This is a genomic window from Streptomyces sp. NPDC086023 (assembly GCF_044540325.1).
In the GTDB taxonomy this organism is placed as follows: domain Bacteria; phylum Actinomycetota; class Actinomycetes; order Streptomycetales; family Streptomycetaceae; genus Streptomyces.
The window spans coordinates 146,516-167,715 of record NZ_JBITRX010000003.1 but is presented as its reverse complement, the minus strand read 5'-3'; the positions used below and the strand labels follow the sequence as shown (position 1 = coordinate 167,715).

Genomic DNA, 21,200 nt, shown 5'->3' with positions numbered 1-21,200 from the left:
CCATCGGGTGGAGCCGTGTCAGACTCCCCGCATGCCGCCCTTCGTGACCGTCGCCGCGTACGCCCCGCAGGGCGTCGGCATGCTGGCGGCCGGCATCGTCTCCGAGGTGTTCGCCCCGCGGGGGCAGGGGCTGCCGGCCTTCGACTTCGCCCTGTGCACCGACCGGCCCGGGCGGGTGCGCACCGACGTGGGACTCCCGCTGGTGGCCGAGCACGGCCTGGACCGGCTGGCCGCCGCCGACCTGGTGATCGCCCTGCCCTGGGCGGACTTCCGTACGCCGCCGCGGCCCGCCGTGCTCGGCGCGCTGACCACGGCGCACGCGCGCGGGGCGCTGGTCGCGGGACACTGCGTCGGTGCCTTCGCCCTCGCCGCCGCCGGGCTGCTCGACGGGCGCCGCGCCACCACCCACTGGCGCTTCGCCGCCCTGCTGGCGGACCGTCACCCGGCCGTGACGGTGGAGCCCGACGCGCTGTACGTCGACCAGGGCCCGGTCATCACCGGCGCGGGCGCCGCGGCCGGCTTCGACCTCTGCCTGCACCTGCTGCGGCGGGAGCACGGTGCCACGACGGCCAACGCCATCGCCCGCGACCTGGTCCTGCCCTCCCACCGCGACGGCGGACAGGCGCAGTACCTGGCCACCCCCGCTCCCGAGGACTGCCAGGACGAGCGGCTGGCCGACGTGCTCGCCTGGGCCCGCGAGAACCTCCAGGCACCGCTCCCCGTCGCCGAGCTGGCCCGGCGGGCCCTGATGAGCCGCCGCTCCTTCGCCCGCCGCTTCACCGCCGCGACCGGCACCACCCCGCACGCCTGGCTGCTGGGCCTGCGCCTGAACCGCGCCGAGGAACTCCTGGAGACCACCGACCTGCCGGTCGAGGAGGTCGCCCGCCTCACCGGCTTCGGCAGCGCGGCGGTCCTCCGCGCCCAGTTCGTCCGCCGCCGCGGAGTCCCGCCCCGCGCCTACCGCCGCTCCTTCACCCGCACCCCTTAGGAAGGGCCCGCCCAGCCCCCGCCGTACGGCGGGGACCGCCGGTCCCGGACGGCATCGGGCGGGCCGGCGGACCGTCGGGGGTCGCGAGCGGGTTCGTACGGTCAGGAGCCCCTTCCGGCCCCGGCCGCGGTGACTGATACTGCCGGTGCGCAGCCGACCGAGGTGCATGCCGTACGTGGGGGGACCGCGTGCAGGCAGTCCCGGCTGAAGGCCGGGGTGGCCGACCTGGAGCGCGTACTGCCCCGCATGATGCGGGTGCTGGGCCCGGACCACCCGCTGACCCGTTGAGCTGGGCGCTCGGACGTTCCGCCGGTCCGCTCCGCGACCTCGCCCGCGCGGCGACGAAGAAGTACCGGAGATGCGTGCCACGACATCCGACGGCCGGCGGCGTTGACACCCGTCCGTGCCCGAGCGACCGGGTGACCGGCGGGGCGGTCGGGTCCCTGACCGCATTCAGGCCGCGCCCGCCTCCCAGGGCCCCGGTGCCGGGAGGAGGAGGGCCGTGACGTTGTCCGCGCCTCCGGCCCGCAGGGCGTGGTCCACCAGGGCCCGGGCACGGGGCAGGGGATCGCCTCCGGCGGGCGGGAGGGCGGCCAGGGCGGCCGGGTCGGGGAGGTAGCGGGTGAGGCCGTCCGTGCAGAGCAGGAGCGTGCCCGGCTCGCGGGGGCGGTACGAGCGTACGCGCGCCGGGGTGTCCTCCGCGTCCGCGCCCAGCCATGCCGTCAGCGCGCCGTCCGGACCCTGGTCGTCCTCCGTGAGCCGGAACGCGGTGCCCCGGTCCGGCAGCCAGTACGCCCGGCTGTCGCCGAGCCAGCCGCACCAGATGCCCTGCGGCCCGACGGCGGCGGCCAGGTAGGTGCAGGCCGGGGCGGGGCCGGCCGCCGGGCCGGGGCCGGGCTCCTGTCCGGCCGTCGGGCGGGGCCGGGCTCCTGTCCGGCCAGGGCCGCGACCGCGGGGCCGGCCCGGCGTGCCGAGGTCTCCAGGGCTTCCTCCGGGAGCCGGCCCTCCGTCAGGAGCGCCGCCAGCACGCGGGCTCCGACCTCGGCGGCGAGTGTGGCGCCGCGCTCCGCGCGCGGCGCCATCGAGACCCCGTCGCACACCGTGCCGACCGTCCACTCCCCCGCGGCGACCAGGGCCATCGCGTCCGCGTTGACGCCCTTGACGCGTCCCCGGTCGGAGACGCCGGCCGCGCCGTGCCGGGACCCGGCCTCCAGGCGGGCGCGGTGGGCGGGGCGCCGGGTGCCGCAGTCCCAGCAGTGGCCGTCGGGTGCGACCGTACCGCCGCAGGCCGCGCACTTCTCCGTAGCGCTCATCTGCGGGAGATCTTGTCAGACCCGGGGCCCTGGGTACGCTCCGGACATGGACGAGGACATGGTGGGGCGGACCGGCCGGGTGACCGGGACGGTGGGACCGGGCCTGGTCGGCGAGGTGATCGTCCGCGTCCGGGGCGGTGCCGAGCACTTCCTCGCGTACCCGGCCCCGGGAGAGGGCCGGATCGAGACGGGCACGCTGGTGACGGTGGTCGAATACCTGCCGCCGCGCACGGTGTACGTGATGGCGGCGTACGACAACTGACGCAGCGTCCGGCCTCCGCGTATCAAGACGGCGACAAGAAGCGGCACACGCCTTCTCCCGGGGGCGCGGGCAGGAGCACACTGCCGGTCCAGCGGTGCCGAGCGGCACCGCGCCAAGGGGGTGAACGCCGGTGGCTGTCGGCGTCGTGGCGGGGGCCGTGCTCCTCGCCGTCATGGTTCTGGTCGGCGTGTTCAAGCTCATGTGGCGGGTGGCTGAGCCCAACGAGGCGCTCGTCATCTCCGGCTCCGCGCACAAGACCGAGGGGCTCGGCGAGGGGATGGGGTTCCGGATCGTCACCGGGCGCGGGACCCTCGTCATCCCCGGCGTGCAGGCCGTCCGCAAGCTGTCGCTGGACCTCAACGAGACCCAGCTGTCGGTGGACTGCGTCACCCAGCAGGGCATCCCGCTGCGGGTGAAGGGCGTGGTCATCTTCAAGGTGGGCGACGACTTCGTCTCGATCGCCAACGCGGCGCGCCGCTTCCTGGACCAGCAGAAGATGATGCCCGAGCGGGTGCACATCGTGTTCGCCGGTCATCTGCGTTCGATCGTGGGCGGGTTGACGGTCGAGGACATGATCCGCGACCGCGAGAAGCTGACCGGGCAGACCCGGGCCGCGTGCGGGACGGAGATGGAGAAGCTCGGCCTGATCGTGGACTCCCTCCAGATCCACGAGATCGAGGACCCGACCGGGTACATCAAGAACCTGGCGATGCCGCACGCCGCCGCGGTGCAGCGGGACGCGCGGATCGCCCAGGCCGAGGCCAACCGGCTGGCGACGGAGGCCGAGCAGACCGCTTTCGCGCGGATGGCGGAGGCCACCCGGGACAGCGAGATCCTCCAGGCCGGGTACCAGGCCGAGCGCGACAAGGCGGCCGCCGCCGCCAGGCAGGCCGGGCCACTGGCCGACGCGGCCGCCCGCCAGGAGGTCGTGGTCCAGGAGACGCGGGTCGCCGAACTGGAGGCGCACCGGCGCGAGCAGCAGCTCCAGGCCGACGTGCGCAAGCCGGCGGACGCGAAGGCGTACGAGAAGCGGACGCTGGCGGAGGCCGAGCGCGACGCGCGGATCTCGGCGGCCCAGGCGAAGGCGCGGGAGACCGAGCTGGCCGCGGCGGCCGAGGCCACACGAGTGAAGGCGGCCGCGGCCGCCGAGGCGCAGGCCACGGAGGCGCGCGGCCGGGCGACGGCCACGGCGACCCGGGCCACCGGTGAGGCCGAGGCCGCCGCCACGCAGGCGAAGGGGCTGGCGGTCGCCGAGTCCGCGCGGGCCAAGGGCCTGGCGGAGGCGGAGGCCATCAAGGCGCGGGCCGCAGCGCTTGCCGAGAACCAGGAGGCGGTCGTGGCACAGCAACTGGCCGAGAACTGGCCGGAGATCGTGGCGGCGGGCGCGGGTGCCTTCGGCAACGTGGAGCACATGGTGCTGCTGAACGGCGCGGACGGGATGGGCGACATGTTCGCGAAGGCGCTGACGATGGGCGGCACCGGGCTGGGCCTGGCGCGGCGGCTGCTGGCCTCGATGAACGAGCAGCCGGCCGGCGCGCCGCCGGTCCCGTCGCCGGCCGCCGCCCCGGACGCGGAGCGCCCGGTGCGCATCCCGGTGACGGCGGAGCCGGAGGCTTCGCAGCCGGCGAAGGAGGCGAAGGTGACCCGGGAGGGCTGAGGGCTCCGGACAGCGGGGCCCGAGCCGGGTACCGCGAGGCCGGCCGGTACGGGTCGGGGGCCTGGCAGCGGCGCCCCGCCCGGCTCGGAGACGGGGTCCGGTCCGGTCCGGGCACGGGGTCGGGTCCGGACACGGGAGTCGGGTCCGGCCCGCTCCGGACACGGGAGTCGGGTCCGGCCCGCTCCGGGCACGGGAGTCGGGCCCGGTCGGCGTACTGGGCCCGGATCACGCGGTGCGGAGCCGGGGGACACGGGGCCGGGGACGCCGGGCCGGGGCACAGGGGATACGGGGCCGCGGCACGGGTGCGGCGGCCCGTGCCGGGTGCCCCCGGCAAGGGGACGGCGGCATTCCGGCCCGGTGGGGGCGGACCGGCGGCATGATCGGTTGCATGGTGATCGGAGTGGCGTACCTGTTGGTGATGCCGGGCGAGAGCGCGGCACGGGGTGCGGCGGCCGAATCGGGGCGCCGGGGCTTCCGTTCCGTACGGCTGGAGGCGGGGCCGGGCTTCCCCCGGCTGTCGGCGCTGGCCGCGTACCCGGTACCGGAGGGCCGCCCGCCGGAGGTGCTGGACGCCCATCTCGCCGCGGAGCGCGGGCGCGTGGCCGCCCTGGCCCGGGAGTACGGAGGCACGCTGGCCGCGTGGGCGCACGGGCCGGCGGCGGTACCGGACGAGGGGGCCGACCGGCTGCTCCACGTGGCGCCGGAGGCGCTGATGGCGCTGCCGGACCCGCTGCCGGAGGCGGAGGCACGCCCCCGGCGGCGGTGGAAGGGGGATCCCTTCGGCGCCGCCGCGCCGGCCGAGGTACGGGCCGTGGTGGAGGTGGCGCGGCGGCTGTACGGGACCCCGGAGGCGGCGCCGGCCGGCCTCGCGCACCTGCTGGATCCCGGGCTGGCGGAGGAGGACCCGTACCCGGACACCCGTTCGTTCTGGGAGGAGCTGACGGTGTGCGTCCAGCACCTGCCGGCGCTCGGTGGCGGAGGGATCCGGGCCGTCGCCTTCCATGCCGAGGTCGCCGCCTCGCCCGCGGTCTCACCCGGCGGCCGGACCGTGGCGCTGCGCGAACTGCTGGCCGCTGCCGCCGATCTGCACGCCGGTACGGTGCCGGCCGCCCCGGCGGGCCCGGTACCGGGAGGCTTCGACCGGGTCGGCTACGCGGCGGAGCTGCGGGCCGCCGTGGTCACGCGGGTGCCCGGGCTCGTACGCACCTGGGACGCCCAGCCGCTGCCGGCGCGGTACGCGCTGGCCGCCCTGGCCACCTTCGTTCCCCCGGCCACCGCCGAGGTCGTCCTGCCCCGGCTCGGGGAGCTGCCGGTCCGGCCCGGGGGTCCCGGCTCCGCGGAGCTGCGGCTGATCGGCGCCCTGCTCCGCGGCGAGAGCCCCGACCCACCTGGCCCTGGCAGCCCCGCCGGACCCGTCGGCCCCGCCGGCTCTCCCGGGGCCGACGCCGCGCGGCTCTCGGTCGCCGCGGCCGTGGCCGGGGAGCTGACCTCCGGCCTCGGAGTGTAGGGCCCGGAACGGCCGCGGGCGGGACGGCAGTCGCTCCGCCGCCCCGCCCGCACCGCGCGGGCTCGCACCGGCATGACACCGGCATCCCGCCGAGGTCACCGCGTCACCACCGGCGTCCCGCCCGCCTCACGCCCGCGAGGGCCTCAGCGGCGGACCTTCCACGCGACGGTCCGCTTCAGCGTGTCGGCGATCTTCGGGTCGCGGACCGCTCGCGTGCGGTCGGTGACCGTGACGGTCAGCTTGTGGGTGCGCAGGTCGGCCGCGGAGAGGCCGAGTTCGGAGACCTTCACGTTGGTGCGGCCGTTGAACTGCGGCAGCTGCTTGCCGTCCAGCGACCAGCGGATGAAGAGCTTCCGGCCGTCCGCAGTGACCAGCTTCGGCACGGAGATGCGCGCCTCCTTCCCCGTGCGCAGCGTGCGGTCGGTCGGGGTCAGCGCGGTGGCGATGCGCGCGTGCCGGAAGAAGCCGGCGATCATCTGCTCGACGCCCGGCAGGTTGAACGGCTTGTCCAGCACCCGCATCAGCGAGTTGTCGGTGGGCCGGTTGAGGCCCTTCACGTAGTAGCCGCCGCCCTCGTACGCGCCGACCTTGCCGCCGTCGGGCGAGGTCTCACCGAGCCAGCGGTACCACTTGGCCCGCTTCCTGGCCAGCTCGGCCGCGCTCAGCGTGCTGATGTTGGAGTCGGCGGGCTCGGGGCCGGTGTACTTCTCGTAGCCCGGGTAGTCGGGGTAGAAGTACTCGTCGGCGAGCTTGCCCAGCGAGTGGCCGGTCTCGTGGATGGCGACCTGGCCGGACTTGTCGTTGCCCGCGGAGGCGGTGGCGATGCCCTCGTAGCCGAGGGTGGCGCTGGGCTCGTTGTAGCCGGCGCCGCCGTACTTGGTGCTGTTGGCGAGGACCAGGACGAGGTCGGCCTCGGGCGCCTTGGCGACGTACGAGTCGACCTTCTTCTGGTCCACGCAGAGCAGGCGCTCGATGTCGTCGCACCAGAAGTACGAGCCGAGCGCGGTGTCCCGGCGGGTGGTGGCGTCGGGGTCCCCGGAGACGCCGGACTGCTTCGAAACGGCGTCCACGGCCCAGACGTTGAAGAGGTTGCGGTACGTCGTGTACGGCTCGACGGCGGTGATCTCCGCCCACTTGGCCCGGGCGTCCGTGTGGAACTTGGCGAGTTCGCCGGCCGTGTAGCCGTCGCCGACGACCACGACGTCCAGCCGGTCGGCGGTCCGCCCGTTGTCGACGAGCCGGGTGACCTCGCCGTCGGCGGCCCGCGCGGCCGGGGAGTCGAGGGCGGTCGACTTGTGCGGCGAGGCGGCCGGGACGCGGCGGTGTCCGGAGCCGGCGAGGCCGCCGTGCTCCGGGCCGGGTATCTCGACCTCGACGACGGCGCCGCTCGCGTCGGTCGGGGCCGGCGCGGGTTCGGGCTGGGCCGCCGCGATGCCGGGGGCGGTGGCCAGCACCGCGGCGAGGGTGGCCGCGACGCCGGCCGTCGCCACGGCGGTGCGCAGGGTTGTGCGCATGGGAGTGCTCCTGGGGGGTGGATGGTGGACCGCGATTAAGCAGTGCAGTAAATCTGATGAACTGCTGGCTTAAGCTATGCGGCGGCGCGGGGCGCGCGCAATGGTCTACTTCCTTCACACAGCGGGGAGTTGACGACACGGGAGGGATCCGATGGACGAACCGGCCGCGATCGGGCGCCGGGTGCAGCGGCTGAGGGGCGAACGCGGCCTGACGCAGCGGCAGTTGGCAGAGCCCGCCTACACGCCCGCGTACGTCTCGACGCTGGAGTCCGGCAAGGTGCGCCCCTCGGAGACGGCGCTGCGCTTCCTCGCGGAGCGGCTCGGCACCTCGTACGAGGAGCTGGCGACCGGTCGCCCGCCCCGGCTCGGCACCGAACTGCGGCTGGCGCTGACCGACGCCCAGCGCGAACTGGCCACCGGGGCCGCGGACGAGGCGGCGGTGCTGTTCCGCCGGGCGTTGACGGACGCCGAGCACCTGGAGCTCGTACCGGAGCGGGCCGAGGCACTGCTGGGGCTCGGGGAGTGCGCCCTGGAGTGCGGTGAACTCCACGACGCGCGACGGCACTTCGAGGAGGCGGAGAAGCTGCTGGCGGACGAGCCGCTGCCGCGCCGGGCCCGGGCGGTGCGGGGACGGGCCATCGCGCACCTGCTGGCGGGCGAACTCCGCTACGCGTGCTACCTCCTGGAGTCCGCCATCGACGCGCTGGGGGCGGGCGGCCTGGCCGACCCCGACGCGCTGCTGCTCCTGTACGCCGCGGTGATCAGCCCGTACATGGACATGGGCGCCCACGCCCGAGCCGCGCACGCCGCGGAACTCGCGCTGGCACTGGCCCCTTCGGCCACCGATCCGGCGCTGGTGGCGGGCATGCACCGGCAGGTGGCCCGGACCTTCCTGGCCGAGGGGCGGACCGCGGACGCGGACGCCTCGCTGGCCAAGGCCCAGGCCATCTACGGGCAGCTGCGGCTGCGAACCGATCTGGCGCACTGCCACTGGATGCGCGGCTACGTGCAGGCGCAGAACGGCGAACTCGCCGCGGCGGAGGGCGAGCTGCGCACGGCGCGGGACATGCTCACGGCCAAGCGGGCCGCGCTGTTCGCCGCACAGGTGGAGGTCGAGCTGGCCGACGTGCTGCGCCGGCTGGGCCGGCACGAGGAGGCCGCCGGGCTGCTGTCGGCGCTGCTGGACCTGGACGCCCGGCACGGCGCGGTGCACGCGGGCGGCGCGCACCGGCTGCTGGGCCTGATCGCGGAGGAGCGCGGGGACACCGACGCGGCCGAGGAGCACTACGTACGGGCGCTGGCCCTGCTGGAGCGGAGCGGCGCCAGCGGCGACCTCGCGGACCTGTGCCGCCTGCTGGGCGACCTGCTGCGCCGCACCGGCCGCATCGAGGCGGCCCTGGACGCGTACCGCACGGGCCTCTCCCACCGCGCGGCCCCGGGCACCACCACCCTGGGCCCGGCCCCCTCCACCCCACCCCTCCCGAGACCCTGACCGGCCGCGCCGGGGAGTCGCCAGGGGCGCGGGCCGCTCCAGACCCCGTGGCGCCGGTGCCGGCGCCCGAGGGGCGGTCCGGGACCACGAGCGCCTCGGCGGCGGGTCCGGCGCCTCGACCGTCGCGGGGCCGGCGGGCTACGCTCGGTGGATGCCTGAGGCCGGGTCGGTGGTCGGTGAAGCGCCTTTCGTGCACGTGCGGTTCGATGACGGGCGGCTCGTGCTGGCGCGCGTGCGGGACGGTGCCGATCCGTGCTGGGCGCTGCCCGGCGAGGCGGGGCACGCGGGCGACGGACGGCTGTCCCTGGAGGAGGCGTTGCACGCCTCCATCCGTCCCGTCGGCACGGCGGAGGCGGTCTTGCGCGACTGGGTGCGCGGCGCGCCCCCGGCCGGGCCGCTGCCGGCGGACGACCCGACGGTGCGCGAGCCCGTCCGGGTGCGGGCCGGGGCCATCGTCATCCGGGGCGGGCACGCCCTGCTGATCGGCTTCGAGCGGGCCGAGGGCCGGCACTACGAGATCCCGGGCGGGGGCGTCGAGGACGGCGAGACGCCGGAGCAGGCCGCGGTCCGCGAGCTGCGGGAGGAGACGGGGCTGCGCGGCACGGTGGTCTCGGAAGCCGCGCGCGTCTGGAAGGACGGCCGCCGGGAGCACTACTTCGCGGTGCGGGCCGAGGGCCGGGTCCTGCCCGCCGGGGAACTGGACAACTACGGCGGCACGCCCGCCTGGGTGCCGGTGGCCGACCTGCCGGCCACCCCGCTCTGGCCCCGCCGGCTGTCCTGGCGGATCGCGCACTGGCACGCCGCCGGCTTCCCCGCCCACCCGATCGAACTGGCCGACTCCATCGGCGACCTGCGGCCGCCCTGCGCCTGGTGAGGCCGCGGCTCAGCGGGTGAGGCCGCGGCTCAGCGGGTGAGGGCGATGGCCAGGCCCGCGTAGTCGAGGACCAGGCCGTGGTCGTCGAGGTCCAGGTCGGCCGTGAAGTCACCGGAGGCGTAGCGGACGCGGGCGCCGTGCTCGGCGCGGGCCAGGTGCGTGTACGTCTGCCGGACCGGGCTCACCGCCAGGTCCGGTACGGAGACCCAGGCCATCACGAACTCGTGCGGGCCGTCGCCCGGGTGCCGGTGCAGGCCGTGCCGGAGCACCGGCATCGTGTTGGTCAGCGGACACAGGCCGAGGTCGCAGTCGAGCGCGCCGTCGAGGTCGGGCCGGTGCGCGCCGTCCACGGTCCACCGGCCGTCGCCCTCGCCGTCGTCCTCGCGGCGCAGGTCGAGCGTCCGGGTGCCGGCCGCGGTCTCCACGGTCACGTGCAGGCGCCGGGTCACGAAGCGCTCCCCCGTCGCCAGCTCGTACGCCACCCAGTACGGCTCCGGTGCGAGCCCGACCGCCCGTCCGCGCGCCGAGAGGGCCGTCTCCCCGAGGTCGATCCAGGAGGTCTCGTACCCACGGCTGGGCACGACCTCCCACGTGCGGACGAAGGGGGCGACAGAGGACTCACTGCTCATACCCGGCACCCTACCCGCCGGTGTCCGGCCGGGCGCGCTCCGCGCACCGGACCGGGGCGGATAACGGCTGTTCACAGGCGTGGGGCCGGGCCTACGATCCGCCGCATGACTCTTTCTCATGATCTTGAAGGTGCCGGGCCCGCGGTCGTGCTCCTGCACTCCGGCGTGTGCGACCGCCGCATGTGGGAGCCGCAGGCAGCGGCCCTCGTGGCGGCCGGGCACCGGGTGCTGCGGCCGGACCTCCGCGGGTACGGGCAGACGCCGGCGGCATCACGCCCGTACAGCGACGCCGGCGACGTGCTGGCGCTGCTGGACTCCCTCGGCATCGGGGCGGCGGCCTTCGTGGGGGCCTCCTTCGGCGGGCGCGTCGCGCTGGAGCTGGCCGCCGGGGCACCCGAGCGCGTACGGGCCCTGGCCCTGCTCTGCCCGGCCCGTGCGGGGTTCGAGCCGGGGCCGGAGCTGACCGCGCTCTGGGAGCGTGAGGACGCCCTGCTGGAGGCGGGCGACGTCGAGGCGGCCGTGGCCCTGAACGTGGAGCACTGGGTGGGCCCGGAGGCCACCGCCGAGGCGCGGGCGCTGGTGGCCGCGATGCAGCGCCGGGCCTTCGAGCTCCAGCTCGCGGCGCTCGGGCAGGACGGGGAGCAGCCCGGGAGCGACGCGGAGGGCACGGTCACCGAGGGCGACACGGACGCCGGCGAGGGAGCCCCGGCGGGCGCCGAGGCGGGCGCTCCGGGCCTCGCGGACGGGCTGGCGCGGGTCGACGCGCCCGCCCTGGTCGTGGGCGGCGCCCACGACTTCGCCGACTTCCGGGGCATCGCGGCGGAGGTCGCGGCGCTGCTCCCCCGGGCCCGGCACGTCGAGCTGGACTGGGCGGGCCACCTCCCGGCCGTCGAACGGCCGGCGGACACCTCGGCCCTGCTGGTGGATTTCCTGGCCGCCCACCGCGCGGAGCCGGCGCCCGCGCCCTGACGTCCGGCAGGGGGATCCGGTGCGTCGCGACGCCGGTGCCGCCACGTACCGGCACCACGTCGCCACGTACCGGCACCACGTCGCCACGTACCGGCACCGCGTCGCGACGGACCGCGCCCCTGCCGCGGCGTACGCGCGCCCGCCCACCGGCCCGCGATGTGCGAGCGCCCGGCCGATGGCGTCTGCTGGAGGGGTGGGGGATCCCCGGAGGACTGGAGAGAGCCATGGCCGAGCTGACCCTCACCACGTTCGTCACCCTCGACGGAGTCATGCAGGCGCCCGGCGGGCCCAAGGAGGACACGACGGGCGGGTTCCGCCACGGCGGCTGGACCGTGCCGTACTGGGACGCCGACTTCGGCCGGCTGGTCGACGAGCGCTTCCGGCCGGTGACCGGCTTCCTCCTCGGCCGCCGGACGTACGAGATCTTCGCCGGCTACTGGCCGCACCAGAAGGACCCCGACAACGTCGTCGCCGCCCGGCTCAACGGCTGCCCGAAGTGGGTCGTGTCGACCACCCTCACCCCGGAACGGGCCGGCTGGCCGGGGACCACCGTGATCTCCTCCGACGTGCCGGACGCCGTCGCCGGCCTCAAGGCGGACGTCGCGGGGGAGATCCAGATCCACGGCAGCGGCCGGCTCGCGCAGAGCCTGATGGCGGAGGGCCTGATCGACGAGTACCGGCTCTACGTCTTCCCCGTGGTTCTCGGCGACGGCCGCCGCCTCTTCGGCGAGGAGACGGTGCCGACCGGGTTCCAGCTCGTCGGTACCGAGACCACCTCCAAGGACGTCGTCCTGCACACCTACCGGCCGGCCGGGCCGGCCGCGTTCGGCTCCTACTGAGCGGGGAGATCTCCGCCGCGAATCCTTCAAACCCTGTGCGGATCAAGGGGGTTCTGCGAAACTGCGCTTCCGGGGAGCGGGCACGCGGGGGGTGCGGTGGACGTCGGGGTGCTGGTCGGCTGGTCCGTGGCGGCCGTGGCGGGGCTGGTCCTGCTGTGGCTCGTCACACGCACGGTGCAGGTCATCCCGCAGGCGAGCGCGGCCGTCGTCGAGCGCTACGGGCGGTTCACGCGCGTGCTGCACGCCGGCCTCCACCTGGTCGTCCCGTTCGCCGACACGATCCGCATCCGGATCGACCTGCGGGAACAGGTGGTCCCGTTCCCGCCGCAGCCGGTCATCACCCGGGACGACCTGGTCGCCAACGTCGACACCGTCGTCTCCTACCAGGTGACCGACCCTCGCCGCGCGACCTACGAGGTCGCCGGCTGCATCCAGGCCATCGAGCAGCTCACCGTCACCACCCTCCGCGACGTCTTCGGCAGCATGGACCTGGAACGGGCCCTCACCGCCCGCCAGGAGATCAGCGCGGCCCTGTTCCGGGCCCTCGACGAGACCACCGGCAAGTGGGGCATCCACGTCACCCGCGTCGAACTCAAGGCCATCGAACCGCCCACCTCCATCCAGGACTCGATGGAGAAGCAGATGCTCGTCCGGCACCCGCCCCTGCGCCGGGACGACCCGGACCGCGTGGGCCGGTACCGGCTCACCGCCCGGCTCGGCGAGGGCGGCATGGGCACCGTCTACCTCGGCGTGTCGCCCGGTGCCCGCCGGGTCGCCGTCAAGGTGGTGCGGGAGGAGCTCGCCCAGGACCCCTCCTTCCGCCGCCGCTTCGCCCGCGAGGTGGACGCCGTACGGCGGGTCGGCGGCTTCCACACCGCGCCCGTGGTCGACGCCGGCACCGACGACGCCCGGCCCTGGCTGGTGACCGAGTACATCCCGGGGCCGTCCCTGCACGAGGTGCTGCGGACCCTGCCCGCCGACCTGTCCGCCGTGGTCGGCGACTGCCTGCGGCAGGATCCGGCCGGGCGGCCGGCGCCGGCCGAGATCCTGCAACGGCTCTCCCGCTCCGGGGAGAGGGCCCCCGGGGACTGGCTGCCCGGGGCCGTACGCACGCTGGTGGCCCGCCACCAGGCCGCCACCGTCCTCGCGCCGGGGGCCTGATGCCCGGCACGGACGTCCTCCTGCGGGCCGCCCGCCCCGAGGAGGCCCCGGCCCTGAGCGGGCTGATGCTGCGCTCCAAGGCGCACTGGGGGTACGACGACGCGTTCCTCAAGTCCTGTGTCCCCGAACTCACCCTTCTGGCAGGCGAGGTGACGCGACGTCGGATCGTCGTCGCCGAGCGGCGCGGCGAGGTGCTGGGGCTGGCCTCGCTGGAGGGCGAGGCACCCGTGGTCCGGCTGGGGCTTCTGTTCGTGGAGCCCCGTGCGGTCCGCCAGGGGGTCGGCGGCGCCCTGTACCGGGACGTGCTGGCCCGGGCGCGGCGGCTGGGGGCCGGGCGGCTGCTGGTGGAGGCCGACCCGCACGCGGTGCCCTTCTACACGTCGGTGGGCGCGCGGCCGGTCCCCGGGGCACCGCGCGGGCTGCCGTGCTTCGAGGTGGAGCTGGCCGGCACGCCGGACTGGGTGCGGGCCTGGACCGGGGGGCGGCGCGCCGTACACCTCGGCAACGTGGCCGAGTACAACCGGCAGTTCGCGGACCCGACCCTGGACGAGGCGCAGGAGCCCGCGCACCACTACTCCTGCCTCGCCGCCTTCTACAGCCCCCATCCGGCCGCCCTGGTGCTGCCGCTGACCGTGCCGGAGGGCTGGCTGGCCACGGTGTCGCGGCAACTGGGCTGGGGGGAGGTCGAACTGTACGACGGGCTGGCGGAGGGCACGTCCGCTCGCGGCGGGGTACGGTCCGGGCTCGCGGCCCGGCCCGCGCTGGCCGCGCGGCTGCGGGAGACGGGCCTGCCGATGGTGTCGTGGGGGCAGACCGGGGCGGCCGCCCTGCGGTACGAGTCCAAGTCCGCCGCCAACGCCCTGTTCCGGCGGCTGGCGGAGACCGGGGGCCATCCGGGGATCCGGGTGCCGGAGCAGGCGTACGCCGCCACCCGGTGGCGGGCGGCGCGGCTGCTGCGGGCCCGCGGGCGGGCGGGCGAGACCGTGGTGCTGAAGACCGAGCACGGCGTCGGCGGCTCCGGCACCGCCGTGGTGCCGCCGGGCGCGGCCCGTGCGGTGCTGCGGCGGCTGCCGCGCGGTCCGCTGCTGGTGGAGGAGTACGTCGAGGGCCTGCCGGAGGGCGGCGACCTGACGTACGACGGGCTGGTGGACGCCACCGGGCGGGTGCACGACGTGGGCGCGGCGGTCATGGAGGTGGCGGGCACCGCGTACCGGGGAGCGACGGTGGGCCCCGGGGTGGTCCCCGCCGCGCTGGAGGCGGCGGCGCTGGCCTTCGGGCACGCGGTGGGCCGGGAACTGGCGGCGGACGGCTACCGGGGCTGGTTCGACGTGGACTTCGTCGCGGACCGGGCGGGCCGCCTGGCTCCGACGGAGACCAACCTGCGGCTGACCGGGCCGTCCGTCGCGTTCATGGTGGGGGCCCGGCTGGACGAACTGCGCGGCGCCGGGCACCTGGTGCGGATCGTGGACCGGGTGCCGCTGGGGGCCAGACTGCCGGACGCCGGCCTGGCGGAGCACGTCGCAGCGCTCACCGCCGGGTGCGCGGAGCTGGGCGTACTGCTGCTCCCGGCCGTCCCCACGGCCGCCTTCGCCCCCGCGCCGTACCTCGGTGTACTCCTCGCCTCCCACAGCCGCCCGTCCCTGGACGCGGCGGACGCCCTGGTCCGCCGCGCCTCGTCGGCCCTCGCGACGATGTTCACCGGCTGACCGGCGGAGCCGCGGCGGGGCCCCGCCCCGGGGGCACGTCGAGGGTGCCGCCGGGCCGGAGGCCGCAGCGCGAAGGCCCGGGCCCGCGCCGGGGCCCGCGCGTCAGCAGCGCATCGACGGGAATGGTCGCTATTTTCCTGACATGCTCGCCGGTCAGGCCCTCGCGGCCCCTCCCGCCACCGTCCCGCTCGCCTCCCCCCAGCCACGCCTGCTGTATGACGCCTGCCCGCTCTGCTCGGACGGCGCCATCTCCGTCCTGCGGACCGGGGACTGCTCGCAGCACCCCCTCTACAAGCCCGTGGTCGCACCCGTCATGACCTGGATGCGCTGCGCCGCCTGCGGACACGTCTTCACCGACGGCTACTTCTCGGACGAGGTCTCGGCCGAGATCTTCTCCGCGACCAACCCGAACCAGCAGCCCGGCGCAGGCTTCGAGCAGAACCGCTACGTCTCGGCGCGGATCGTCGAGCGCGTCGCGCGCCACGTCGCGGATGGCCGTTGGCTCGACGTCGGCTTCGGCAATGGATCGCTGCTGTTCACCGCCGAGGAATGGGGCTTCGAGCCTCAGGGCCTCGATCTGCGGCCGTCGACGGCGGAGGGACTGATCCGGCTCGGAATCGAGGCCCACTGCGCCGATCTCACAGCACTCGACGCGCCCGGCCGGTACTCGGTGATCAGCCTCGCCGACGTGCTGGAGCACATGCCGTACCCCGGTGAGGGGCTTGCCGCCGCGCACCGCCTGCTGCGCGACGGCGGCGTAATCTTCGCGTCGATGCCCCACTACGACTGCCCCGTCTGGCGCCTGCTCGACGCCGGCGGGGCCAACCCCTACTGGGGGGAGCTGGAGCACTTCCACAACTTCAGCCGCAGGCGCCTCTACGCGCTGATGGAGGAGTACGGCTTCGAGCCCCTCCAGTACTCGGTCAGCGAGCGCTACCGCGCCTGCATGGAGGTCATCGCCCGCCGCGTCTGAGGCCCTGCGTCGATTGCCGGCGGACGGCCGCCGGGCCTGCCCGGGCGCTTGCGGCGGCGGCCTCGTCCGCGCTCGCCGGCCGGGGTCCTTCGACGGGCCCCGGCCGGGGGCCGGTGGCGGTCCCGGCGGGCCCCGTGACGCCGGTCAGCCGGCGTCGTACGTGTCCTTCGGGCGGCGGGTGACGTAGACGGCGACGATCGCGGCGGCCACCATCAGGGGGATGTTGAACGTGTAGACCAGCAGGGCCTGTTGGGGCCAGTCGGTCTTGGCCGCCAGCCGGTACGCGTTGTCCTGCGGCCACCACGAGACCAGCAGGTACACCACCGCGAGGTGGGCGGCCCGGGTGAGGCCCCGGGAGCGGCCCGCGCGCAGCATCCGCGGGAGGCCGGTGAAGAGGAACGCCAGGCCCGCGCCGAAGGCCAGGCACTCCGCTACGTACAGGCCGAAGAAGAAACCCGCCCAGGGGCCGGGGACGCCGGACAGGTCGGTGGAGCCGGTCCAGAAGAAGTCCGTCAGGGCCATGGCGAGGAGGGCCACCACGAGCGTGGCGCAGCCGGCGGCGCACCCGGTGGGCTGAGCCGGACCGGGTTGCGCCGCACCGTACTTGGTACCCGTGGCGTGGCCCGCCGGGGGGTGCGGGAGGGCAGCGCGGTCCTCCTGGCCGGCCCGGTTGCGCGGCAGGGCGCGCAACCGTACGACCACCTTGGGCATGTCCTCCGGGGGGACCCGGCCCTCCAGGTGGCGCCGGAGCTCGATCGAGCCCGGAGCCGGCCGGCCCGGCGCCCGGTCGCCCTCGTCGGGGCTCGGTTCGACGTACACCGCCAGGGTGCGCAGCAGCACCCCCTCGTCCATCCGGGCGACGATGGCGCCGCCCACGCCCTCGTGGGAACGGAGTTCGGACTCCACCCGGTACGCGTCCACGGTGTGGCCGTCGGAGACGACGACGTCCCGGGTCCGCCCGCGGAACTCCAGCAGGCCGTCCTCGCGGAGCCGGCCGCGGTCGCCGGTGGGCACGGCGTCCCCGCCCTCGGGCGGGCCGAGGTGGATCTCCCCGTCCTGGACCTCGACCCGGCAGCCCGGGAAGGGCTCGCCGAGGAGGGAGACGGACTCGGAGCGGGCCACCGGGCGGGACAGGCGGGCCAGTTCGAACCAGGTGCCGACGCCCGCGGTCTCCGTGACGCCGTACACGTTGAGCAGGCGCACGCCGGGGCTGAGCCGCCGCTGGAGGGTGGCTTGCTGGTCGACGTAGAGGCGGTCCCCGGTGACCGTGACCAGCCGCAGGGAGTCGGGGGCCGGGGCGCGCCGCGGGCCGAAGAGGTGGACGGCCCAGCCGGGGTCGGTGTGCAGGACGGTCACGCGCTCCTCGGCGAGGACGCGGCGCAGGTCGCCGCCGCGCTCGCGGGCCGGTCCGGGCAGCACCAGTGCCCCGCCGCCGCACAGGGCCCGGGTCCAGCCGGCCGCGAACGCGGTGACGTCGAGCCGGGCGGTGATCAGATGCCGGTCGCCGGGGGTCGTGCCGGCCACCTCGGCCCAGGCCGCGTGGGCCGCGAGGAGGCGTTCGTGGCCGAGGGGGACGGCGCGGGAGCCGTCGGCGCCGGTGAAGAGGACCGCGGCGGTCCCGCCCGGCTCTGCGCCCGGGTCCGCGCCCGGGTCATCGGCCGGGTCCGCGCCCGGGTCATCGGCCGGCTGCCCCGGGACGGCCTCCCGCCCGTCCTCCCGCCCGTCCTCCAGGAGGATCACGCGGTGGTCGACCGCGCCCGTGCCCAGTGTGTACCGCGTGCGCGCGTCGGTGAGCAGGGCGTACGGGGCGGCGGCTGCGAGCTGCCTCTCGGCGGTCCCCGGCGCTCCGGAGGCGAGGAGCGCGTACGCGCCGCCGGCCTTCAGCACGGCCAGCAGCGCCACGACCGTGTCCGCCTCCTCGGCCAGGGCGACGGCGACGGTGGCGCCCTGCGGGAGCCGGGAGGCGAGGAGCCGGCCGGCGAGCCGGTTGGCGCGGCTGTCCAGCTCGGCGTACGAGAGGGTGCCCGAGACGGCGATCAGGGCGGGGGCGTCGGGGGTCTCCCCGACCCTGGCGGCGAAGAGGCGGGTGACGGTGCCCGCGGTGCGGGGACCGGTGGCTGCGGACTCTGATGCCTGCGTCATTCCCGCATGATGGCACCGGGCACGGACACCCGGTCCGGTCTGTGACAGAACATCAACCTTTGGCGTGGCCAGGGGAGTTCGGCTCGGCGGCCGCCGGTCCCGTCAGCGGCCGCCCGAGACGCGCAGCACGGTGCCGGTGGTGTACGAGGCATCCGGGGAGAGCAGCCAGGCGACCGCGGCCGCGACCTCGTCGGGGTGCCCGGGCCGGCGCAGCGGGATGCCGGCGGCGGCCTTGGCGGGGCGGTCGGGGTCGCCCATCGCCGCGTGCATGCCGGTGGTGATGATGCCGGGGGCCACGGCGTTGACGCGGATGCCCTCGGGGCCGAGTTCCTTGGCCAGGCCGAGGGTGAGGGTGTCGGTGGCCGCCTTGGTGGCCGCGTAGTGCACGTAGTCGCCGGGGCTGCCCAGGGTCGCGGCGGCGGAGGAGATGTTGACGATCGCGCCGCCGTCGGGCAGGTCGCGGGCGGCGCGCCGGCAGCACAGCAGGCAGCCGAGGAGGTTCACCTCGACCACGCGCCTGAGGTCCTCGGTGCGGGCGTCGGCGAGCCGGCCGAGGGGGCCGGTGACGCCGGCGTTGTTGACCAGCCCGGTGACCGGCCCGAGGGCGTCGCGGGCGGTGTCGAAGAGGCGGTCCACGTCGGCCTCCACGGAGGTGTCGGCGCGTACGGTGACGCAGCGGGCGCCGGCGGCGCGGACGTCCGCGGCCACCTGCTCGGCCGCCTCGGTGTGGCTCACGTACGCGAGGGCGAGGTCGTGGCCCTCGGCCGCCAGCCGCCGGCAGACCGCGGCGCCGATGCCCCGGCTGCCGCCGGTCACCACGGTGACGCTGCGGGCGGCCGCGCCGCCCGGCCCCGCCGCGCCGCGCTCCGTCCTCCCCGTCATGGCCCCGCCCTTCCTGCCGCTCGCGCTCACGGTACCGGGCGGGGCGGCACGCCCCGAGGCCGGGCACGGCGCGCGGGGTGAAGGGGAACGTCCCCATTCCCTTGTGAAGCGTCTCCGCAGACCACCCCCGTCACGGGAGTGGTGTGCTGAGGTGGACGCGTCGAACACCCTTGACCCACCGTCGATTCGGAAGGACCAGACAGTGGCAGGCTCCCTCCCACGGCGCGGCTTCCTCGGTGCCGCCGCGGCCCTCGCCGGTTCCGCCCTGGCGGGCCCGCTCGCCCCGGCCGCGTCGGCGGCCGGCACCGGGACCACCGCGGACCGGCCCACCACACTCGCCACCCCGCCCGGCTTCCAGCCCGAGGGCATCGCGGTCTCCCGCGGGGGCGTGGCCTACACCGGGTCCCTCATCGACGGCTCCGTCTACCGGGTCGACCTCGTGACCGGCACGGGGCGGATCCTCACCCGGGGCACCGGGCCCATGTCGGTGGGCCTCAAGCTGGACCCGTACGGGCGCCTGCTCGTCGCGGGCGGCGACAGCGGCCGGATCCGCGTGGTGCACGCCGGCAGCGGGCGGGTGCTGGCCACCCACCAGGCCGTGACGGGCACGGCGTTCGTCAACGACGTGGTGGTCGCCTGCGGCGGTGCCTGGTTCACCGACTCGTTCAATGACGCCCTGTACCACCTGCCGCTGGGCACGGCCGGGGTGCCCGGGACGGCCGTCCGCGCCCTGCCGCTCGGCGGCGAGTGGACACCGACGCCGCCGGGCGGCGCGTACTGGGGCTCCAACGGCATCGAGCGGACCCCGGACGGGCGGGCCCTGCTCGTCGTGAACGACAACGTCTCCGCGCTGTTCCGGGTCGACCCGCGCACCGGCGCGGCGACGCGCACCGTGCTGGAGGGCGAGGGTTCGGTGGGGTACGGCGACGGTCTCGCGGTCCGTGGCCGCACGCTGTACGTCGTACGCAACTGGGCCTACGCGGTCGACGTGTTCACGCTCAGCGCCGACGGTACGCGCGGCCGCTTCGTGCGGCGGATCACCGACGCCCGCTTCGACGAGCCGACCACGGCGGCGGCGTGGGGCGGGCGGCTCTACGTGGTGAACGCGGCGTTCGACGCGGACTGGAGCGACCCCGCGACGGCGTCCTCGATCGTCTCCGTGCCGCTCGGCTGACCCGTGCCCGCGGTCGCGCGCCGACGCGTCCGTACCGCCGCCGGCCTGCACCGGCGGCGGTACGGCTCGCGTCACTTGCCTTCGGTGATGGCCGGCGCCGGCTCGCTGCGGTACTCGTCGCCGAAGTTGGCCTTCACGAAGCGGGACCAGGAGCCGTCCTTGACCATCTTGCGCAGGGCGGCGTTGATCCGGGTCTGGAGCTCCGTCTCGCCCTTGCGGACGCCGATGCCGTAGTACTCGTCGCTCATGCTGAGGCCGGCCAGCTTGAACTTGCCCTGGTTCGACTTCTGGGCGGCGTACCCGGCCAGGATGGCGTTGTCCGTGGTCATGGCGTCGAGGACGTCGTCCTGGAGGGCGACGACGCACTCGGAGTAGCCGCCGAGCTCCAGCAGGTCGGCCTTCTTCGCCAGCTTGTCCTTGACGTTCTGGGCGGAGGTGGAGCCGGTCACGGAGCAGAGCCGCTTGCTGTTGAGGTCCTGGGCCTTCTTGATCTCGGTCTCGTCGGAGCGGATCATCAGGTCCTGGTGGGCCAGGAAGTACGGGCCCGCGAAGTCGACCTTCGCCTTGCGCTTCTCGCTGATCGAGTAGCTGGCGACGACGAACTTGACTTCCTTGTACTGGAGCAGCAGCTCGCGGTCGGAGCTGTAGACCTGCTTGAACTCGATCTGGTCCTCGCCGTAGCCCAGCTCCTTGGCGACGTACTTCGCGACGTCCACGTCGAAGCCGGAGAACACGCCGCCCTCACGAAGGCCCAGGCCGGGCTGGTCGAACTTGATGCCGATCGAGATCGTGGACTTCTCCTCGGAGCCGCCGCACGAGGTGGCGGTCAGGGAGAGTGCGAGGACCGCGACGACGGCACCGGCCTTGGAAACCTTCATGCTCTGAACATCCTTCGAATCAATGATCTAGACGCAGGCGTCGGTGGTACGGGAGCTTCGACAGGAGGTCCTCGGCACGGCCGCTGCTCGGGCCGTCACACGGGCTGCCCGGTCAGGAAGCTAGAGACGCCATGAGCGGGGAGTCACTAGATCTGAGGAAAATTTGAGGATAACGATCCGGCTCTGCCGCAGATCCTCCGATGGGACCCGGCGAGGACCGGAGATCGTCGATCACGGCCG

The 21,200-nt window shown here is 75.5% G+C and carries 19 protein-coding genes; 12 read left to right on the top strand and 7 right to left on the bottom strand.

From position 1 onward, the window contains the following. Window positions 1-31 precede the first annotated feature (31 nt). Window positions 32-988, top strand: a complete 957-nt coding sequence (locus ACIF6F_RS07375; RefSeq protein ID WP_399942564.1) for a GlxA family transcriptional regulator — start codon at window positions 32-34, stop codon at window positions 986-988. Between the two features lie 453 nt (window positions 989-1,441). Here the strand turns inward: ACIF6F_RS07375 and ACIF6F_RS07370 are convergent, their stop codons facing one another. Together ACIF6F_RS07370 and ACIF6F_RS07365 are read right to left on the bottom strand one after the other, a co-directional pair. Next, a complete protein-coding gene (locus ACIF6F_RS07370; protein WP_399943447.1) occupies window positions 1,442-1,813 on the bottom strand; it encodes a PP2C family protein-serine/threonine phosphatase in 372 nt (123 codons plus the stop codon). Further along, window positions 1,711-2,127 (bottom strand): hypothetical protein, encoded by a 417-nt coding sequence (locus ACIF6F_RS07365; RefSeq protein ID WP_399943444.1) that lies wholly within the window; start codon window positions 2,125-2,127, stop codon window positions 1,711-1,713. Before ACIF6F_RS07365 ends, ACIF6F_RS07370 begins: the two co-directional genes overlap by 103 nt. 220 nt (window positions 2,128-2,347) lie before the next feature. Here ACIF6F_RS07365 and ACIF6F_RS07360 point away from each other — a divergent pair, with 220 nt between their 5' ends. From ACIF6F_RS07360 to ACIF6F_RS07350, 3 genes are all read left to right on the top strand, one after another. Then, on the top strand, window positions 2,348-2,563 hold the full coding sequence (locus tag ACIF6F_RS07360; RefSeq protein WP_399942561.1) for a hypothetical protein: 216 nt from the start codon (window positions 2,348-2,350) through the stop codon (window positions 2,561-2,563). A gap of 172 nt (window positions 2,564-2,735) precedes the next feature. Then, window positions 2,736-4,220: an SPFH domain-containing protein gene (locus ACIF6F_RS07355; protein WP_399943441.1), complete on the top strand. Its 1,485-nt coding sequence runs from the start codon at window positions 2,736-2,738 to the stop codon at window positions 4,218-4,220. A gap of 388 nt (window positions 4,221-4,608) precedes the next feature. Then, complete coding sequence (locus ACIF6F_RS07350) at window positions 4,609-5,727, top strand: hypothetical protein (protein WP_399942559.1); 1,119 nt, start codon at window positions 4,609-4,611, stop codon at window positions 5,725-5,727. Between the two features lie 143 nt (window positions 5,728-5,870). On the opposite strand, the gene ACIF6F_RS07345 is transcribed toward ACIF6F_RS07350, so the two are convergent. After that, window positions 5,871-7,241, bottom strand: coding sequence for a M64 family metallopeptidase (locus ACIF6F_RS07345; protein WP_399942558.1), 1,371 nt, complete (start codon window positions 7,239-7,241; stop codon window positions 5,871-5,873). Window positions 7,242-7,392: 151 nt separating this feature from the next. On the opposite strand from ACIF6F_RS07345, the gene ACIF6F_RS07340 reads away from it, so the two are divergent. Both ACIF6F_RS07340 and ACIF6F_RS07335 read left to right on the top strand, forming a co-directional pair. Next, window positions 7,393-8,733: a tetratricopeptide repeat protein gene (locus tag ACIF6F_RS07340; protein ID WP_399942555.1), complete on the top strand. Its 1,341-nt coding sequence runs from the start codon at window positions 7,393-7,395 to the stop codon at window positions 8,731-8,733. Between the two features lie 151 nt (window positions 8,734-8,884). Beyond that, complete coding sequence (locus tag ACIF6F_RS07335) at window positions 8,885-9,607, top strand: NUDIX domain-containing protein (protein ID WP_399942552.1); 723 nt, start codon at window positions 8,885-8,887, stop codon at window positions 9,605-9,607. 29 nt (window positions 9,608-9,636) lie between these two features. On the opposite strand, the gene ACIF6F_RS07330 is transcribed toward ACIF6F_RS07335, so the two are convergent. Beyond that, complete coding sequence (locus ACIF6F_RS07330; protein WP_399942550.1) at window positions 9,637-10,236, bottom strand: putative glycolipid-binding domain-containing protein; 600 nt, start codon at window positions 10,234-10,236, stop codon at window positions 9,637-9,639. Between the two features lie 105 nt (window positions 10,237-10,341). Here ACIF6F_RS07330 and ACIF6F_RS07325 point away from each other — a divergent pair, with 105 nt between their 5' ends. The 5 genes from ACIF6F_RS07325 to ACIF6F_RS07305 all read left to right on the top strand — a co-directional run bounded on the left by ACIF6F_RS07325 (window position 10,342) and on the right by ACIF6F_RS07305 (window position 15,884). Beyond that, on the top strand, window positions 10,342-11,205 hold the full coding sequence (locus ACIF6F_RS07325; RefSeq protein ID WP_399942548.1) for an alpha/beta fold hydrolase: 864 nt from the start codon (window positions 10,342-10,344) through the stop codon (window positions 11,203-11,205). A gap of 224 nt (window positions 11,206-11,429) precedes the next feature. Then, window positions 11,430-12,044 carry a dihydrofolate reductase family protein gene (locus ACIF6F_RS07320; protein ID WP_399942545.1) on the top strand — a complete coding sequence of 205 codons (615 nt, stop codon included), beginning with the start codon at window positions 11,430-11,432 and terminating at the stop codon, window positions 12,042-12,044. Window positions 12,045-12,152: 108 nt separating this feature from the next. Then, window positions 12,153-13,205 (top strand): SPFH domain-containing protein, encoded by a 1,053-nt coding sequence (locus ACIF6F_RS07315; RefSeq protein ID WP_399943439.1) that lies wholly within the window; start codon window positions 12,153-12,155, stop codon window positions 13,203-13,205. After that, window positions 13,205-14,911 (top strand): GNAT family N-acetyltransferase, encoded by a 1,707-nt coding sequence (locus tag ACIF6F_RS07310; protein ID WP_399942542.1) that lies wholly within the window; start codon window positions 13,205-13,207, stop codon window positions 14,909-14,911. The genes ACIF6F_RS07315 and ACIF6F_RS07310 overlap by 1 nt, the downstream gene beginning before the upstream one ends. A 142-nt stretch (window positions 14,912-15,053) precedes the next feature. Further along, window positions 15,054-15,884 carry a class I SAM-dependent methyltransferase gene (locus tag ACIF6F_RS07305; RefSeq protein WP_399942540.1) on the top strand — a complete coding sequence of 277 codons (831 nt, stop codon included), beginning with the start codon at window positions 15,054-15,056 and terminating at the stop codon, window positions 15,882-15,884. A gap of 144 nt (window positions 15,885-16,028) precedes the next feature. On the opposite strand, the gene ACIF6F_RS07300 is transcribed toward ACIF6F_RS07305, so the two are convergent. Further along, the gene (locus ACIF6F_RS07300) at window positions 16,029-18,026 is read right to left on the bottom strand and encodes an AMP-binding protein (RefSeq protein ID WP_399942537.1); all 1,998 of its coding nucleotides are present in this window, start codon (window positions 18,024-18,026) and stop codon (window positions 16,029-16,031) included. 102 nt (window positions 18,027-18,128) lie between these two features. Continuing rightward, window positions 18,129-18,908 carry an SDR family NAD(P)-dependent oxidoreductase gene (locus tag ACIF6F_RS07295; protein ID WP_399942535.1) on the bottom strand — a complete coding sequence of 260 codons (780 nt, stop codon included), beginning with the start codon at window positions 18,906-18,908 and terminating at the stop codon, window positions 18,129-18,131. 202 nt (window positions 18,909-19,110) lie between these two features. Between ACIF6F_RS07295 and ACIF6F_RS07290 the strand changes: the two genes are divergently transcribed. Then, a complete protein-coding gene (locus tag ACIF6F_RS07290; RefSeq protein WP_399942532.1) occupies window positions 19,111-20,082 on the top strand; it encodes an SMP-30/gluconolactonase/LRE family protein in 972 nt (323 codons plus the stop codon). Window positions 20,083-20,153: 71 nt separating this feature from the next. Here the strand turns inward: ACIF6F_RS07290 and ACIF6F_RS07285 are convergent, their stop codons facing one another. Continuing rightward, window positions 20,154-20,960 carry a glutamate ABC transporter substrate-binding protein gene (locus ACIF6F_RS07285; RefSeq protein ID WP_399942530.1) on the bottom strand — a complete coding sequence of 269 codons (807 nt, stop codon included), beginning with the start codon at window positions 20,958-20,960 and terminating at the stop codon, window positions 20,154-20,156. Window positions 20,961-21,200 lie beyond the last annotated feature (240 nt).